This window comes from Hymenobacter sp. PAMC 26628 (assembly GCF_001562275.1).
Taxonomy (GTDB): Bacteria; Bacteroidota; Bacteroidia; order Cytophagales; family Hymenobacteraceae; genus Hymenobacter.
Genome location: NZ_CP014304.1, coordinates 935803 through 952485, shown reverse-complemented (window position 1 = coordinate 952485; position 16683 = coordinate 935803). Strand labels below are relative to the sequence as shown.

Sequence of the window (16683 nt, the reverse complement as noted above, 5' to 3'; positions counted from 1 at the left end):
AATCACAACGGGCAACCTAGCACATGGCCGGCAACCCGCTACCGCGTCGCTGCCAAGTACCCTAAGTGCGTTTACACCGGCAAAAGTACCTTGATTATTGGCAAGCAGTCTTCTCAGTGAATTGCTAGCCGATTACCGGAAATAAGAGCTTGTTGTACACCTGCACCCCCGTTGTAGCATATATGCTTCCGCCATTCAACCAGCCAACTAAATCAAAATGCGGTAAAACTCGCTCAAACTGTTGCATGCCATCAATAGTGTAGCGTGGTACTACCACAGCCGACGAAATGTCCGCTTGGGGTTCGCTTAGCAAGGTCAGCCTCGGCATCGGCAAGGCATCAAATGTCTTCACTAGCTCCGGTGTAGCATAATCCTTGCTGCCGTCGAATTTGATGAAGATATTGTCCCAATTTATGCGCTGAACCCGCCGCGTCCACTTCGCCCGGGCCTCTTCCTCCGAGTGGTAGTGCAGAAATTGAATCTCAACGTCACCGCCCAGCAGTGCGATTGGAAAACGATGTGCCCAGCGCTCCTGCAACTCATTTATGTTTTGGTAAAGTGATTGAGCCTGAAACGCCAAGGGTTGCGCCAGATAATACTGGGGTTTGGACAATAGCTTCAGGTAGCACGGAGCCGATAGCATCAAACCAATAAAAGGAGTATTAAAAGGCAGCCCCAAGTGTTTATACACCTCTGCTCCCCAGCAGTCATTGGAAAACAAGGTAAAGTCCTTGTTCTTCAAACGGCGACGGTCCAGTATTCGGCCCAGTTTTTGGCGGCGTTTATCTAGAAAATAGCTCATAGCCTGCTGGTTATTACCTTATCCATTCCAACACCCGCTCACTTAGAAGTAGCGATTAAGCCCCGGATGTTCTACGAAACACTGGTTTAGGTTGATGTTGTGCTTTTGGTAGCTCGCTCCAAATCAGCTAGTCGCTGCTGTAAAGCCCTCACCTGTCGAAATACTTGCACCGCCGCAGTACGCTGGGTCACCGAAGTTTTCAGGTTGTAAAGCAAGCGCAGCGTTTCAAAATTTCGGGTTGAATGCTCATCGTTTGGCCGTGACAATGCAGTAACCAAGGCCCCCGGCTTTTTGGCAACTTGCGTGCTTAGCCACAAAATTCGCTTAGCGTACAGCTGCCGAAAACGTGTTTCGGTGAGATTGGGATGCCGAAAGATGAAGTAATACACCACGCTCGTGAGCTGCGACGAAGCTGTACTACGGGCCATTCGCAGCAAGTACTCCCACGTTAGGCGCTCCTTATACATAAAGTGCTGGAAACGCAGTTCATCATCGTACCAGAGCTTGTAGCCAGCCAGCCGCAGAGCATCCCCTAACTCAATGTCTTCAGCCCCCGATAGCACCTCACCTCGCTTAGCCGACGTCGTGAAAGCAAACCCGTAGGCCAACAGCTTACGCCAGCCCGTTTGCCGTACCACTGAGCCCGCCCCGTACAGGTAGCCAGCCTTATCGGGCAGTGGGCCATTCTGCCCACCGTTTTGGGGCCCCACGGCGTACACGGCCTCAAATTGCGCGAACCACACCGGCGGCGGCACCTCGAAAGCGCCTTGCCCATGGGCTCCCAGAATCCCAATTTCCGGATGGGCGCTCATCACTTCGTACGCGCGCTGTACGTAGCCGGGTGCCAGCCAGTTATCGTCGTCCACCACCGCCATAAACTCGTAGGCGGCGGCGGCAAATCCACGCACTAGGGCATGTTCTTTGCCGGCCTGCGGCTCGTCGAGCACGCGCAGCGGGGCGGGGGCCCCCAGCGCGGCCCACAGGCGTGGAGCCACGGCCAGCGTGTCGTCGGTGCTGGCGTTGCTCACGAGCACTACTTCCCAGCGTATCCCCGCCGCCACGCGCTGCTGTGCTAGGTGCCGCAGCGTTTCCGGCAGCCGGGCGGCACCGTTGTATGTGCAGATGAGTACCGCTACTCCTTTCATAGTGTTGTATTGTTGTAGCCGTGTTCTTCTATCCATGAATCGGTACCGTGATAGGTGCCATATTTGCACAAAATTACTGTTAAACAGCAGTGCTTTGCGGCACTTTTAACACTTATATAAGAATACTTATCAAACCAGCAATAGCAAGATTAAATTAGTCCGTATTATTATCTTTTTAAGAAGAGGGATTGGCTTTAAATATTCTAAAGGATTTCGGATACAAAATTTACTCAATTATTTAAACTATTTAATCATTTTAATCTAAGTAATAAATAACTCAACAATGCAAGAAATACGCGCGTTGACAGGCCTTCGCTTTTTAGCAGCATTATATGTTTTCATATTCCATTTGCACGAACGTCATTTTTTCAATTGGTTACCATGGTATGCCAAAAATATAGTGGAAGAAGGTGCTTTGGGAGTAAACGTTTTTTTTGTTCTATCGGGAATATTATTAACATACAGTCATTTGAAAGATTACGATGTACCCGTATTTAAAGGATATACATATTTTTCCACCTTTCTATTCAAAAGATTTGCACGCATATACCCTGTACTATTCATTGGTATTCTAGCAAGCTTAATAATTTCAATTTTCTTAGGAAAATTCTCTTCAGCTACTTTGCTTATTGCGTTTTCAGAATTTACTCTCACTAATGCTTGGTTTCCCAAATATACTTTAAACTGGCTTGGAGGAACATGGTCATTATCAGCCGAGATGTTCTTTTACTTATCATTTCCCTTTCTGCTTCCGGTCCTACTTCAAATTCGACGCAAAAATATACTTTTTATTATTCTTATAAGCGCGATTATTTTGGCCACACTACCAGGTTTATACTATTCGTCAATGGCTAGAAATATTCAATTTGATAAAATGTTATACGGTTTCTTTTACCTTTTTCCACCGGCAAGAATTCCTGAATTTATATGCGGCTGTATTACTGCGATTCTTATTTTCCGGCACGGATGTCGTGTACCAACATGGATGGCCGCTACGGCCAGCATTGCTGGGCTTCTGTACTTAATAAAATTTGGGCCTAGCCTGCTGGGCCATGTAGGGCATAACAGATTTGTACTGCCGGTTATCATTTTAATTGTAGGCCACTTAACTCAATCTAATCTCAGCTTATTTTTTCGGTGGCTCACGTTGGATTCGATTGTATACTTAGGACGTATCAGCTATGGCTTCTATATATGGCAGACGGTTGCTCTTGAGTTACCTGACACTGTATGGACGAATAATTATTTCCACTTACACAAAATGCCTATTGCACTGTTAATATTTTCTGCCACGATTATAGCAGCAATTATTTCCTATCATTTGATAGAGAAACCTAGTCACAAAGTATTACTTACGATGTTACGCGCTAGACATACTATGCACTCTACCAAGAAGTTATATAGTTTAAAGCAGAAAAAAATTAAAACATGATGAAACATGAACGAAAATCACATTCATTTTGCGATACAGCAGGTAAGCTATAACGTAGAACTATCCACACGTCTTGGGTGAAGCTATACCATATATCTATTTTAGTTAATTATAAAGGTGTGTGCATAATTGCACTAACGCTACCCGAGCAAATGCTTATTAATTAGGCTTAGGCTTTTTGCAAAAAGCTTGTCAACCTTGCGGTATAATACCGAGCAGCGCAGAACCTGGTAAACCAAGAACGAAGCTAATGGTCAACAATTTGCATGCACCTGGTAATTCTAGGTAACGACAGTTACCATCGGAGGCAGTTTGAAATCAGCAGGATAAATTGGTGTGCAGCGCGCCTCCCCGTGGTAGGCTACTTGGATTTGTTACTTAAGGGGTGGTGCAGGCACGCAATAAATTTCTGTACCTGATAAAAGCTGCGGTCCCGTTGCAATTCCTTCTGCATACACGCTTTGAAGGACTGCCAGTAGTAGAAGACCCGAATGGAATCGGCGCTGCCTTCCTTGCCTAACTCGCCGCGACGCAGCGCCCGCCCCAAAAAGGCGAACATGTAACGCAGCATGTAGATGCCGTTGCGCAGCCACATCAGCGGTGGTACCCGGGACGGCTGCTGAGCTCCTACTTCCAAGAAATGAACCCAAGGGCGTAGCTCGACGTGCGAAGTGGCGTTAGCCCGGTAAGTTTTGCATAAAAATTGCCACGTTAGTCGTTGCGCCGAGATGACGTGCCGGAAGCGTAGCCGCGCATCATACCATATTTTGTAGCCGTCGAATATTAACGCGTAGCACATCTCGTTGTCTTCGCCGCTGGGCTTGCTGCCGCGCACCTCCGTTACCAGCGACACGAAGCCCTGACTGACCATTTTGTCCCAGGCCGGCTTGCGAAGCACCATTCCGGCCCCGTACAGAAACCGATTCGTCTGAGTGACGTCGCCAGAGCACGGGGCCTGTGGGGCCGCCGCATAATCGATGGCAAACTGCGGAAACCACGCTGGTGGCATCACTTCACACAGCGGCTCGCCCGCTCCGCCTAGCACTCCAATGGCCGGGTCTGCCTCCATTATTTCCCAGGCCAGATTTAAGTAGCTGGGGGCAAGCAAGTTATCGTCATCTACGATGCACACGTACCGGTAGCGGGCTTTGGCAAAACCCAACTCCAGGGCACGGCTTTTGCCCGGGCGTACCTCATACAACACTTGGTACGAAAAAAAAGGCTTCAGCGCTGCTAGGGTGCGCTCGGCAACTGCCGCAGTCGCGTCAGTCGAAGCGTTGTCGATAACGAGAAGCTCCACCGCAAATTCCGTCGGCCGGTCTAGCCCGGCCAAGGCCTGCAGCGTGGCCGGCAAACGGGAAGCGCTATTATAGCCACAAATGAGAATAGTAATTCCCGCCGCGCAGGCTGCGGCACGTCCCACGCGGGAAAGGGGTTGGCTAGTGGCGGTAGGATCCATTCGTTATAACAAGGACTTTTGTAAAATGCTAACAAAAAACTAATGATATTATTAGTGGGCTCTCAGTACGGAATTAAAAGGTTCCTCTGTACCTTGGATAAGACCGAATCCCTCAAGCCCTGATTACAAAATGGGCTTTTGCAACACTCAAATCAGAGCTAAAAGAGAATCTTATGTAAGTTATCTTCAACGATAACTGCGTAGGCTAGCTTCAATTTTTATTGCATTGCTTGGGTAGCGCATCCAGTAAGGCCATGGCTCTCGCCGAAACATCGTTTTTGGATGCGTCACTGGCTACCTGCACTTCAACCGCGTACTTCTGTTTTATATTTTCCGAAACAACGAAATATTTGGCCATGTTTCAGTTAGACGAATCCCAATCATTTCCCGAATTTTGTGTCGGTCCCAAACAAAATCAGTATAATACGTTTGGTACTTCCTGGGCACCTTGGCCAAGTATCGGTGGTATATGTAGCGTAATGGATTTCGGCCAATCATTGCCCAAGGCTTATGCTGCGTAGTGTAATGCAGAATAACAACATCTCGAAGAAAATTGGTGTAATTCTGCTTCGATAACCCGTGCGGAATATCTTCAAACATTGTGTTGAAGCCACTCGCTAGCCTTACCCAATTATTACGAAATACTACGTTCAACGCATCCTGGTCGGGATAAACCAATTTATCTGCGTTGCCACGTATAAAATCGATGACCTTGCTGCTAATGTGCTGGTCCAGCCATTCCTGCTTGTTAATAAGAAGCACTCCGGAGTTGAAATAATTACTCGCTTCGAAAATTCCTAGTTCCGGGCGTGCACCGATCTTATCTACCACGGCGGCCAAGGGCCTGCTCGTCATATCTGTGCCGAAAAGCATGCTCAGGCTTCGCAACACGATAATGTCAGTGTCTAAATACAAAAACTTTTTTACACTCTTCGGCAGCAGTAAAGGAAATTGTAGCCGGTAATAGATCGAGGTTGTCCACCACGCCGTCTTAGGTAAAATGAAATCAGCACCAAAGTCCTTTCCTAGGTCATAAAAACTAATCTCCCCCTTGTATTTGCGCACGTACCGGGTAAGCTCATCCGTTTGCTCTACGGTCAAACCGGTAGCTATTGCGTGAATGGCAACTTTTACCGCGCTATTATTGACCAAGATCGACGTTAGCAACGCATACGCTGGTGGTAAATAGTTTTGATCAAAAGTGACAGCAATGTTCAGCGTCTCCTCAGCAACAGTAACGGCCATCGGCTCCCGGTTTAAGAATTGAAACAGCTAGCGAGCTACGGAAGCCCGTAAAGCAAAGCCAGCGTAGTGTCGGGCCAGCCAAAGTGTGTGGCGGTTAAACGGATCGATTTGAATACAAGCGGCCAAGTACTTATACCCCAAACGCGCAGGTTGCTTGCGCTTAATGATTTCTAGCAGAAAGCTCTTGCATACTTCGTACCGCTGAGTTCGCACTTCGGCAGCGCTGATAGTAGGCACACCGAGCGGCAAATACTTAGCGTATTTACAGTAGAACCGGTCGGCGTTGACGAACCAAGAATTGTTGAAATTCCCCTGCGAGAAGTGCGTAATATTCACTTCAAATGTGACGCATACCCGGTAGTTAGGATACACGTTGGCACAAAAATCCACGTCGTAAAAATGAAAATCGGGAAACGTTTCCGCATCGAAAGGATGCTTTTGCCAAACGTCCTTCCGCGTGCATATCCACAAGCCGTCCACGGCGGCTACGTCCACCAGAGATTTACTCTCAGGATTAGAATAGGTATTTTTTTCATAGCTACCTACCTTATCCCGGTCATGCAAATTAATGCTTAGGTATTTGTGGCCGCAGCCCCACCAACTGCTGGGCACTTTAGCCAACCACTTGCCCCCAGCAATGCCCAGGGCCCCAATCGAGTCGTCGCGCAGCACCCGCGCCACAACATGTCCCCAATCGAGAGTATCAAATACTAGATCTTCGTGCGCGAAGCACAACAACTCGTATTTGCTCCGGGCTGCTCCCTCATTATATGCCGCGCAAATGCCGTATTGACTGCTACTGTTGTCAACAATGACGACCTCGTAGGGCACGCCTATTGTTGATGCAATACTCTCGGTAACTGCTTTTCTGTGTTCGGGGCCCCTCGAGCAAATTATTACTGAAATCATTGAAACGCTTTAAGCCTTTAAATAAGCATTCGGAGAATTATGCTTCAGCATCTTTGCTCGCAGCTAGTAGCACCCGAGCAGTAGCCTCCAGATACTGATGCCCCCACCGCTGGCAAGGCTCCAAATGGTTACCTTCTGCCCACTCATTCCAAGCATTTATGAAAATGAAGTTTTCTTCGGGAGAGTACGGAACGAATCTTTTCACAATGTGGCGCAGCCAGGCCTCGTACTTGGCGGGAGTCGAATCGACGAAAATATCCGCCCCTGCCTTGCGCCGGGCACTGTTATCCCAGGCCGGGGTAACGCTAGGAAACAGCTTGTAGCCCGGCACTTCGCGGGCCATCATCGCTCGGGTGACTTCACTGTAATCAACGATTTTGTTGTTGATGTAAGCGGAAGGCTTTACTCCAGCTTTGTTCAATACCCGACTGAACAGGCTGCCGTACTGCCGCTCGGGCAGATTTGGCCAGTCAGGTTGGAACTCTACGGCAGCGTCGAAGCCCAACGTTTGTGGGTCGGGGTGCGGGCCCCAAGTGTTCATGCGCATCAGGTACAGCTCACCAATGCCTAACTGCCGCGCTTCATCCCGCCACGTAGCCACGGTACGCTGCACATCGGGCAGCAGGTCGGTGCGGTACACAACAAACACCGGCTTGCCATCGACGCGGATGTATCTGGCGTCGGCAAAAGCTGGGGCCAGAGCGCGCATGTGGTTTCGGTCGTCCTGCTCGCCGTACTCTTGCTTCAGCAACACTTCTTTATCCTGGCCGTCCCAGCGCCGGGTCCAGTTCTCATTAGCCCAGCACAGGCAAAACGGAAAGTCGGGACTACCCGATGCCAATACCTCCTGAAATGGCCGCTCCAGAATGCGTCGCCCGTTGAACCAATAGTGGTAGTAGCAAAACCCTTCGATGCCGTATTGCCGCGCCATTTCCGCTTGCTGCTGCCGCGTATCTGCCAGACGCAGGTCGTAGAAGCCTAGGTCAGCAGGCAAATGGGGTTGGTAATGACCCGGAAACCTGGATTTTGACTTCGCTACATTAGCCCACTCTGTAAACCCTTTGCCCCACCACTCATCGTTTTCGGGAACTGGGTGAAACTGCGGCAAGTAAATAGCAATTGCTCTTAAGGCCCTAGTCATTAAAAACTTCTTTAACGGTTTCTAGAAACAAGTGGCCATAAGTGGTGCAGGGCTCCAAATGGTTTCCCTCGGCCCACTCATTCCAAGCGTTGATGAATACTATCCTTTCATCATCCGGATAATCTTTCACCATTTCTTTGGCGCGGACCAAAGACGCTTTGAAATCAGCCTGATTTTGGTTGTGCATAATAATACCGTTTTTACCGCGCCGGGCAGTATTATCCCAACCCACAAATACAGACGGCATAAACTTATAATCAAATTTTCTAGCAGCCATTATCTTTTTGACCTCTCCATAATCATACACTTTTAATTCTGCCGATTTAATATTCAATTTTTTATTACGCTGTTGTTTTGCCTTATTAGGCCCGTCGTCAAATGCGTCGGGTAATAACCCTAATTGAGGTTCAAAATTTAAAATATGGTCAAAACCCGTCAAATCACTACCATGAGAGTTGCTACCGATAATGAATGCTTCGGGCATATCCTTACTCTTTGCTATCTCTCTGAATAGCGCAAGCGTTTTTTTATAGTCTGGTAAATCATGGGCCCGATAAATCACGAAGGCCGGGCGGCCGTGGATTTTTATGTAACGCTCGTCTGAGAAAGCATTATCATAAAGCCAGTTGATGTGGTTTATGTCGTCTTCTCCGCTATATGTCTGCTTTATTAATACTTCTTTCTCTTCGCCTAGCCACCGGCGGCTCCAGGTTTCATTGGCCCAAAATAACATGAAAGGAAAATCCGGTTTCTTAGAAGCTAGAATTTCGTCGATGGGACGGTTAAGTAGACGCTTGCCGTTGAACCAATAGTGATAATAGCAAAAACCGGAGATGCCATATTGCCTGGCCAACGCGGCTTGAGCTTCGCGCACTTCGGCTACCCGTAAATCACAAAAGCCCAAGTCAGCGGGTAGCTGCGGCTGCTGGTGGCCAGCAAACAATTGCTCAGCTTTAGTTACGTTGGTCCATTCCGTAAATCCCTTGCCCCACCACTCGTCGTTCTCGGGTATGGGGTGGAACTGCGGCAGGTAAATGGCAATGGCGCGGACTCCGTTTGCAGAAGCCTTTGCATCAGCGGAAGCAGAGTTTCCCATATTAATTAATTAACAATATTATTAAATTAAAAATTTCGTTGTTTTACGCCAAAAGCCCCATAGCTGTTACTGTCATGTATTCCCTTTATACACTGCGGTTCAGGTCTACCACAACATGGGTTTATTCTTTGCGCCAGCGCTGGCGCAGGCGGTAAGCCATCGCGTGGACATAATAGCCGTAGCGGCCCGACTCGCGTGCCAACTGCCAGAACAGCCGTGCCCCTAGCGCCAAGCTACCCCGCTCTACGTTGTACACTGCGTTGCGGCCCCTGATTGCCCGTAGCTCGGCCTTATTGATAGCCAGTGCTTGTACTGCATTTATTTTCAGCAAAGACTTTTCTAACTGCTCCCGAACCTCTCCCATGAAAGAAACCATTCGGTCGTTGTTTTGACTGGTGCTGGTTGGATGTATACGCACCAGCGACCACATATCAGGTGTGTCTTCGTATTGGAAATTAGCATCAGCAATAGCGCAACGCATCCAAAAATCCCAATCTTCCATGCAGTGCATTCGCTCCGAGAAAGGTCCAACCCGGCTTACCAGTTCCGCTCGAAGCAAAGGAGCGTTCATTACCATTTCGTTTCGCACCACCAACTGATTCACCAATACCAAACCCTGACCTTGCAGCTTCGACATCCACACTTCGTCCTCCATGTTGAACGACCGACTTAATGCGTCAGGGTTGCCGTGGCGAAAATATCGCACGTCGCCGTAGACTAAATCTACCGCGGGCTGAGCTTCCAAAATGGCTACTTGCGTCTCTAATTTACGGGGAGCTAGCAAATCGTCCGCATCCAGGAATTGGTAGTATTCGCCCTGGGCCAATCGAATTCCGTGGTTTCGAGTGCTGGAAATCCCTTTGTTTTCTTGGTACACGTAGCGAAACCGTTTATCGCGGTGCAGGTATTCTTCTGCAACTGCTCTCGTCGCATCGACCGAGCCGTCGTCTACCACAATGCATTCCCAATTGGAGTACGTTTGCGCCAATACAGAATCAAGGGTCTCAGCTAAAAGCCAGCCATAGTTATAACACGGTATGATGATACTAACCAGCTTCATATTTTTCGCTTATTGCGTTGCGATGCAAGCCAGCTCAACACTTTATTCGGAATCAGGGATTTAGCTAACTGCCGCAGTACGCTTGGCGCCTTTGGGTGCCCATTTTGCTGGGCGACCAAAAGGCTCTCACGGGCGGCAACTACGTTTTTTATTTCACTGTAATGCTGCTTGGCTAACAATGCCATGTGAAGTAAAAAATAGCTCGTTTCCTTGGTGCTGACGGCCACTGGGTAGCGGATAGGAGAAAACGCGTCGGCATTGGGTATGTTAAGCCTTGCAAAATCCAAAAGTACCCTAGGCGCATTAAGGCTGTGCAGAACGTTATAAAATACCTTCTCAATATCACCAACAAATCTGGAGCTCTGGGCAACCGACTTAGATGTTTCGTGTAACCGGAAATAAGTAAAGAGACTGTCAGATAGTAACACCCGTTGCTGGCCGGCTTGCAACAGATAGCGAAACCACAGTTCTAAATCCATGGCGTAGTGATACTGCTCATCCACACCCAATGCCTTCAATACGGATGCTTTGAAAAAAGTAGACGGTTGATTAATTTTTTGTTCCACCAACGTATTTCCAACCGTAGTTCCTAATCCCATCCGTTCATTACGCAGATCCAGGTGATTCAAGCTGTTCAAAAAATAATCGCAATTGCCGCATATAACATCGTACTTATCCAAATAGAATTCAGCGGCGATGCAATGAAATGCTCCAGGAGCTACTAAATCGTCACTATTAATCCAGTTTATTATATCGCCCGTTGCAATAGCCAAACCTTTGCGTATTGCGTGACTTTGGCCCCGGTCTTTCTCGCTAACCCAATAGGTAATATATTCCTCGTACTTTTTAATTACCTCAATCGTGTTATCTGTACTTCCACCATCTATAATGATTAATTCGTAACTAGAATATTTTTGGTTAATGACAGAAAGAATAGTCTCTTGCAAATAATTACCTTGATTATAACTCGGGGTTATAATAGATATTTTGGGCGTGTTTTTTTGCATTTAATTTCCCGAACAGGAATTTTATCCACCTCAATTAATACGAAAATTTTGAAATTTATTCAAGATTAACCATATTAATTTTAATTCTGTCACATCTATTATATAAAACTATATTAACTGATTAATCAAATTAATAGAGGACTCTATGCATTTATCCATATTGTTATATTCCCATTCCGCAAACCTACCCAATATGAATATGCTATGTTTTCGTAGAGAATCTTTAATTTTATTGATCAAATCCCTAGTGTTTTCACCCTGGATAACATAAGAATTTGGCTCATAATTATGCGCTAAAATCTCCATATTTCCAGGCAGTTTCCTTATTTCCTCATGTATATCTTCAATAGAAACAAAATTCGAAAATTCAACCGTGCATGTACTTCTACCACTTGGGCCATTATTGGTTTCAGAAAATCCACCCGTATAGATGATTCTATGAGCTCTAAATTTATCTTCTGGTATGTATAACCAAGACAAATCTGTTTTGTCACAATAACATAATACGTTTGTCGTACCGTTTGATTTTAAATTATCTAACTCTGACTCATATTGATCCAGAATCAGCTTATCCTGTAATAAATTATTTAGAGTTCTTATGTCACCGGTAAAAACAACCTTATCAAAAGGATCGAAGTCATCAATCTTCACCGTAAACTTGTCTGTGCTAATTTTAGTTATTTTATAATTACTAATTATTTTAATTCCTTCTGATAATCTATCTATAATAAATTGTGACCCCCCATACTTTGGATAATAAAAAACAGAATGAACCATTGATTTATCCTGTTTCCTTAATACATTATTATATATAATATCCTTCGGGCGAGGCATCGGCAACTTACCTTCAAGCCAATTTAATGGGACTTCTTTTAAATCAACGTTCCATATTTTTTTATTATACGGTTTGAAATATATTTCATATAAAGTTATTCCGAAAGTATTAATTAAAAAGTCTTCAAAATTATTACTTGTAACGCTTTTGATATTTATTAAATCATCAATGATATTTTCTGCATCAGCGTTATTAAGTTGAAAAACATGATCTTCAATAGGATAATCGATAAAAACATTATTCAAGTAGACTTTTGCTAGTCTATTAGCTTGTATAAATTCATCCTCTTTATTGAAAAAACTCCAAAACCAGTCGAGAACGTCTTGATTTTTTGAATTAAATACGTGACCCCCAACTCTGTGATATAGTACATCCTCCACTCTATCACAGCCAATCAATCCACCTATCTTCGCATGCTGCTCCAATACAGTCACATCTGCCTTATCCTCTAACATTCGAGCTAGTGATATACCAGATATTCCAGCTCCAATTATGGCTATACGCTTTTTCATTACAAGAATTTAAATAGTCCAAAAGAATTCTTCACAGAATTGGATATACTCATTCCTTATTATATTCCCTTTTGAAAACCAGGCAATATAATCTCTAAGCTCTTCGCAAGGAAGGCTAGCAATATCTTTTATATATAGTACCTCCTGTGATTCCCATAGAATTAAATTAATTGTTAGTAAACCATAAAATGCCTCTTCCCAATTTTTGACTAGTACATCACCTTTTATGTTTGTGATCTTAGAGTTCATAGCAGATGATCCAGGGGCAGCGTTGACCATAGCCTGGATTATATCCATTGTCTGTTCTTCATGAATTTTTCTTGCCTTCTCTAAATTTTTGTTGGTCTTGTTTTTTAAGGACCATTCTCTTATTAATAGTATCGTAAATCTATCCATTAACATGCCTATAGAATTTAGGCCTTGCCAATCATTACTATTTCCAGGAAAAGCTAATTTATTATCGTCACGTAAATAGGTAATTTTATCTATTTCGGAATCTTTTATTTGCTCTATTCTGGGCTTCAAAATACCCAATGAATAGTTCAATGGTTTTGGCTCTAACTCTATTGGGAGAGAATTAAAGAGAGCATCAGCATAATTTGCTAAGCCAACAAAATAGTTAAATTTATTCATTGCGAGAATGTTTTAAGGCGGAAATTACGGTTTCTGAAATATTTTCATCCTTAAGTGATAATTCCAATAAATTATGTTCTGTTAAATGCATTTCTCTCAAACTTGCACCTTCAATCAATGCACCAGAATACCATTGTCTATCAGGATATAAAATAATTTTAAGAGAGTCAGATTTAGATATCAAATCACAAAAACCACTGCGGAGAGAAACCACTTTGCCAACCAAGTTGCAAAAGTCATTTGCATATTCTAAAGGAAAGGATACCATTTGAAATCTTTCATCTTTTAAATTATCATTCATAAATAAAGGGGAAAAGCCCTCAAGCTCTATTTTTTCAGCAATATCTATCCAGAAAGCATCCTCTAACACATCTATAGAGTTTGCTTGAGGGCATAATAAAACAACGTCCTCACCAAGCAAATTAATATCACGTAATATATTTTTTACTTCATCAATATACGATTTTCTAAAATCAGGACTGAAAGGCAAATATTGCGGTTCTAAATTCAACATTATTTTATACACATCAATTAATGTAATACCATTGTAGCCTATCAAATTCACAAGGCTTACATCTTTAACATCTAAAGGATGCAAGGCAATTGGAGTACCCTTACCATATCTACCAAATTCATTTAATAATTGCTTTGGTATTTTTAAATTTGAAATAATTTTTATTTTATCAGAAAATAAGTGCGGAATGAAAGCATGATTTTTTTTAATATTAAAGATATATTCTCTCCTCTCTCTAACAAATATGGCAAAAGACAGCAAACAAGATACGTATCACCTATTCCATAATTCAAAACAAAGTACCAAGTATTTTTATCGAATTTATTCTTTTTTAAGAAAATAAACCATTTTAAGAAATTGAATAGCTTTTGTAAATAACGTAAAAAAACCATGATCTATGAATTTATTTATCTAAGACTCGTGTAATTATTTCTTTTAAATTTGTTTTATATAACGCATAACTATGGTTTTTTCTGAAAAAATATTTCGTTTCCCTGCTTATTTCTTTTATCTCTTCAATATCAGTAGAAATTAATAAATCTATTGATTCCCATACACCCTGAGTTGTTACCTCTTTGATTATGAATTCTTGATTCAAAACATTTAAACCACAGTTACGAGTAACAATAGGAATTAATCCCGCAGCACTTGCAATATTTACTACACCAGGAGCACCTCCTTCAGAAATTGATGGTGATATTACCGCAATACATAAATTTAAAATTTCGAAGTACCTATCTGAACCTATTTTAACAAAGCCTTCATTATGAATATTTTCACAATTTTTTATTTCATCCAGCATAAATTCATCGAAGGGCGCTTCGCAATTATATCCACATATGTAAAGATTTAAATTTTTATTTCTTTTAAATATATCAATTAAAATATCTAGACCTTTATGTATTGCTCCAGCACTCCCCCACCATAAAAAACTATTTTTTGATTTTGTGTAATCTTTATCAAGAAGATTAATTTCTTCTGAACCATCATGGAAAATGTTTATGCAATCAATAGACGATGTTGATTGCATTCTGTAAGTCTCTTTTACGAACTCATTACCAAGCGCTATTATTTTATCAGACATCAATATTTGTAATCGCCAGGCGTTACGTTCAATTCTTGCAGAATTAACACACCAAATATTATTTATTGCATAAAATTCTTTAATACGTTCAATGGAAACCCTATTGGAAAAAACTGTATCGCAACCAGTTCCATAAATTATTATTTTGTTTTTTGAGTTCCCCTATTATAAAGACTTCTCTCAACTGGCTCTCCGAACCCATAAATTAAATCGTATTTTGTAAAAGTTAAATCGCAATCAAAATTATCATAATCGATAACATCAACGTTATATCCCAATTCATCAAAAATTTGACAAGCCGTATAACATTCCAATAAGTTAGTATGTGTGTTATTTAAACCATAAATGAAAGGTCGGACAATGTAAGAAACTAAAATATGTTTATCATTACTTTTTTTAAAAACATTTTCAATAAATTTTATTTCGGAAGATATATTCTTTGAATTATAGAAAAGATTTGAAATTCTACGTTTGATTACCTCAAATAAATAATTCATGATTTAGACCAATTTAATGATGGTATCATTACACCATTCCTTCCTTCTCCAGATTTAAATATCGGACTGGAAATATCACTTACTTTAAATACTAATTCTAACGGAAATTGATCTAGCATCTCAACATTAGGTATTGCGCTTGCAACATTTAAATAATACACTCCTTCTTTAAACATTGCGACAGGCAACTTCACTTTCATTTTCATTTTACCTTTCTCCCATTGTGTTTCTTGCAACTTTTCAATTTGAGTATCAAAATAAGCACTGCCAAATAAACATTCTCCTTGACTATTCCAAATATCAAATATAAAATTATACCCCATTCCTTCTTTAAGAATTTGAATATCAATTTCAAGAAAGACTATGGAATCGTTTAGAACCAAATCGAGTATTTTATTTTCAGCATCCACAAGGGCCACCCTCGTAATTAATACCTTCTTTGAGCTATCCTGAAGCTCACTCTTGGGTCTTGCAACTACACAATTTGTTGATTTGCCGCTTGATAAATAATGATTTAAAACATCATTTGTATTCCCCTGCTGCGTTACTTTTCCATTATTCATTAAGATGGCAGTATCACACAGCTTTTGAATAGCACCTATATTGTGGCTTACAAAGAGCACAGTCCGACCGTCGTTCACACTCACGTCTTTCATCCGTCCCAAGCATTTCTTTTGGAACTCAGCATCACCTACAGCTAGTACCTCATCAACAATTAGGATTTCAGGCTCTAAGAAAGCAGCGACTGCAAAAGCGAGCCGGACATACATGCCGCTACTGTAGCGCTTTACTGGCGTATCTATGTAGCGTTCGACACCGGAGAAGTCCACAATCTCGTCGAATTTGCTACGGATTTCCGTTTTACTCATCCCCAAGATTGCCCCATTGAGGAAAATATTCTCCCGGCCTGTTAACTCGGGGTGGAACCCGGTTCCTACTTCCAACAGAGAGGCAATACGCCCATTGACGTTGATTTTCCCGGTGGTTGGAGCAGTAATTTTAGAGAGTATCTTGAGCAAAGTGGATTTGCCCGCACCATTGCGACCAACAATGCCCAATACCTCTCCTTTCTTTACTTCAAAGTTTACGTCTTTGAGCGACCACACAAAATCGCTAACGCCCTTGCTGGTGCGGTCATTGGTTTCACCGACGGTGGCGAATGGATCTTCCTTGCCGCGAACGCCAGCCCACCAGCGGTTAAGGTCTTGGCTGATGGTGCCCGTGCCTACTTCGCCCAGGCGGTACAGCTTGCTAATGTTTTCTACTTTGATGGCAATATCACTCATTGGTTTCTAGCTAGCGGCAACAGGTA

The 16683-nt window shown here is 43.1% G+C and carries 16 protein-coding genes; 1 reads left to right on the top strand and 15 read right to left on the bottom strand.

The genetic code is table 11. The annotated features are described in order from the left end of the window. Positions 1-124 precede the first annotated feature (124 nt). Positions 125-802 (bottom strand): DUF1919 domain-containing protein, encoded by a 678-nt coding sequence (locus AXW84_RS04475; RefSeq protein ID WP_071890988.1) that lies wholly within the window; start codon positions 800-802, stop codon positions 125-127. An 86-nt stretch (positions 803-888) separates the two neighbouring features. Beyond that, the gene (locus AXW84_RS04470) at positions 889-1947 is read right to left on the bottom strand and encodes a glycosyltransferase (RefSeq protein ID WP_157886811.1); all 1059 of its coding nucleotides are present in this window, start codon (positions 1945-1947) and stop codon (positions 889-891) included. Between the two features lie 283 nt (positions 1948-2230). On the opposite strand from AXW84_RS04470, the gene AXW84_RS23030 reads away from it, so the two are divergent. After that, complete coding sequence (locus AXW84_RS23030) at positions 2231-3379, top strand: acyltransferase family protein (protein ID WP_071890985.1); 1149 nt, start codon at positions 2231-2233, stop codon at positions 3377-3379. Between the two features lie 361 nt (positions 3380-3740). Here the strand turns inward: AXW84_RS23030 and AXW84_RS04465 are convergent, their stop codons facing one another. The 13 genes from AXW84_RS04465 to AXW84_RS04430 all read right to left on the bottom strand — a co-directional run bounded on the left by AXW84_RS04465 (position 3741) and on the right by AXW84_RS04430 (position 16657). Further along, on the bottom strand, positions 3741-4733 hold the full coding sequence (locus tag AXW84_RS04465) for a glycosyltransferase (protein WP_068229276.1): 993 nt from the start codon (positions 4731-4733) through the stop codon (positions 3741-3743). A 429-nt stretch (positions 4734-5162) separates the two neighbouring features. Beyond that, on the bottom strand, positions 5163-6083 hold the full coding sequence (locus AXW84_RS04460; protein ID WP_068229273.1) for a glycosyltransferase family 8 protein: 921 nt from the start codon (positions 6081-6083) through the stop codon (positions 5163-5165). Between the two features lie 27 nt (positions 6084-6110). Further along, positions 6111-6992 (bottom strand): glycosyltransferase, encoded by an 882-nt coding sequence (locus AXW84_RS04455; protein WP_068229270.1) that lies wholly within the window; start codon positions 6990-6992, stop codon positions 6111-6113. A gap of 37 nt (positions 6993-7029) precedes the next feature. Beyond that, complete coding sequence (locus AXW84_RS04450; protein ID WP_068229267.1) at positions 7030-8133, bottom strand: glycoside hydrolase family 99-like domain-containing protein; 1104 nt, start codon at positions 8131-8133, stop codon at positions 7030-7032. After that, positions 8126-9229 (bottom strand): glycoside hydrolase family 99-like domain-containing protein, encoded by a 1104-nt coding sequence (locus AXW84_RS04445; protein WP_068229265.1) that lies wholly within the window; start codon positions 9227-9229, stop codon positions 8126-8128. Before AXW84_RS04445 ends, AXW84_RS04450 begins: the two co-directional genes overlap by 8 nt. Before the next feature lie 121 nt (positions 9230-9350). Continuing rightward, positions 9351-10289, bottom strand: a complete 939-nt coding sequence (locus AXW84_RS04440; protein WP_068229254.1) for a glycosyltransferase family 2 protein — start codon at positions 10287-10289, stop codon at positions 9351-9353. Beyond that, positions 10286-11296, bottom strand: coding sequence for a glycosyltransferase family 2 protein (locus AXW84_RS23025; protein ID WP_071890979.1), 1011 nt, complete (start codon positions 11294-11296; stop codon positions 10286-10288). The genes AXW84_RS04440 and AXW84_RS23025 overlap by 4 nt, the downstream gene beginning before the upstream one ends. 108 nt (positions 11297-11404) lie before the next feature. Next, positions 11405-12643 carry a protoporphyrinogen/coproporphyrinogen oxidase gene (locus AXW84_RS23020; RefSeq protein ID WP_071890976.1) on the bottom strand — a complete coding sequence of 413 codons (1239 nt, stop codon included), beginning with the start codon at positions 12641-12643 and terminating at the stop codon, positions 11405-11407. A 9-nt stretch (positions 12644-12652) separates the two neighbouring features. Next, positions 12653-13276 carry a hypothetical protein gene (locus AXW84_RS24490; protein WP_157886810.1) on the bottom strand — a complete coding sequence of 208 codons (624 nt, stop codon included), beginning with the start codon at positions 13274-13276 and terminating at the stop codon, positions 12653-12655. Further along, complete coding sequence (locus tag AXW84_RS24485) at positions 13269-14051, bottom strand: hypothetical protein (protein ID WP_157886809.1); 783 nt, start codon at positions 14049-14051, stop codon at positions 13269-13271. The genes AXW84_RS24490 and AXW84_RS24485 overlap by 8 nt, the downstream gene beginning before the upstream one ends. 142 nt (positions 14052-14193) lie before the next feature. Then, positions 14194-14874 (bottom strand): glycosyltransferase, encoded by a 681-nt coding sequence (locus AXW84_RS23015; protein WP_071890973.1) that lies wholly within the window; start codon positions 14872-14874, stop codon positions 14194-14196. Between the two features lie 140 nt (positions 14875-15014). Further along, positions 15015-15371: a hypothetical protein gene (locus tag AXW84_RS24480; protein ID WP_157886808.1), complete on the bottom strand. Its 357-nt coding sequence runs from the start codon at positions 15369-15371 to the stop codon at positions 15015-15017. Beyond that, a complete protein-coding gene (locus AXW84_RS04430; protein ID WP_068229249.1) occupies positions 15368-16657 on the bottom strand; it encodes an ABC transporter ATP-binding protein in 1290 nt (429 codons plus the stop codon). Before AXW84_RS04430 ends, AXW84_RS24480 begins: the two co-directional genes overlap by 4 nt. Positions 16658-16683: the final 26 nt, after the last annotated feature.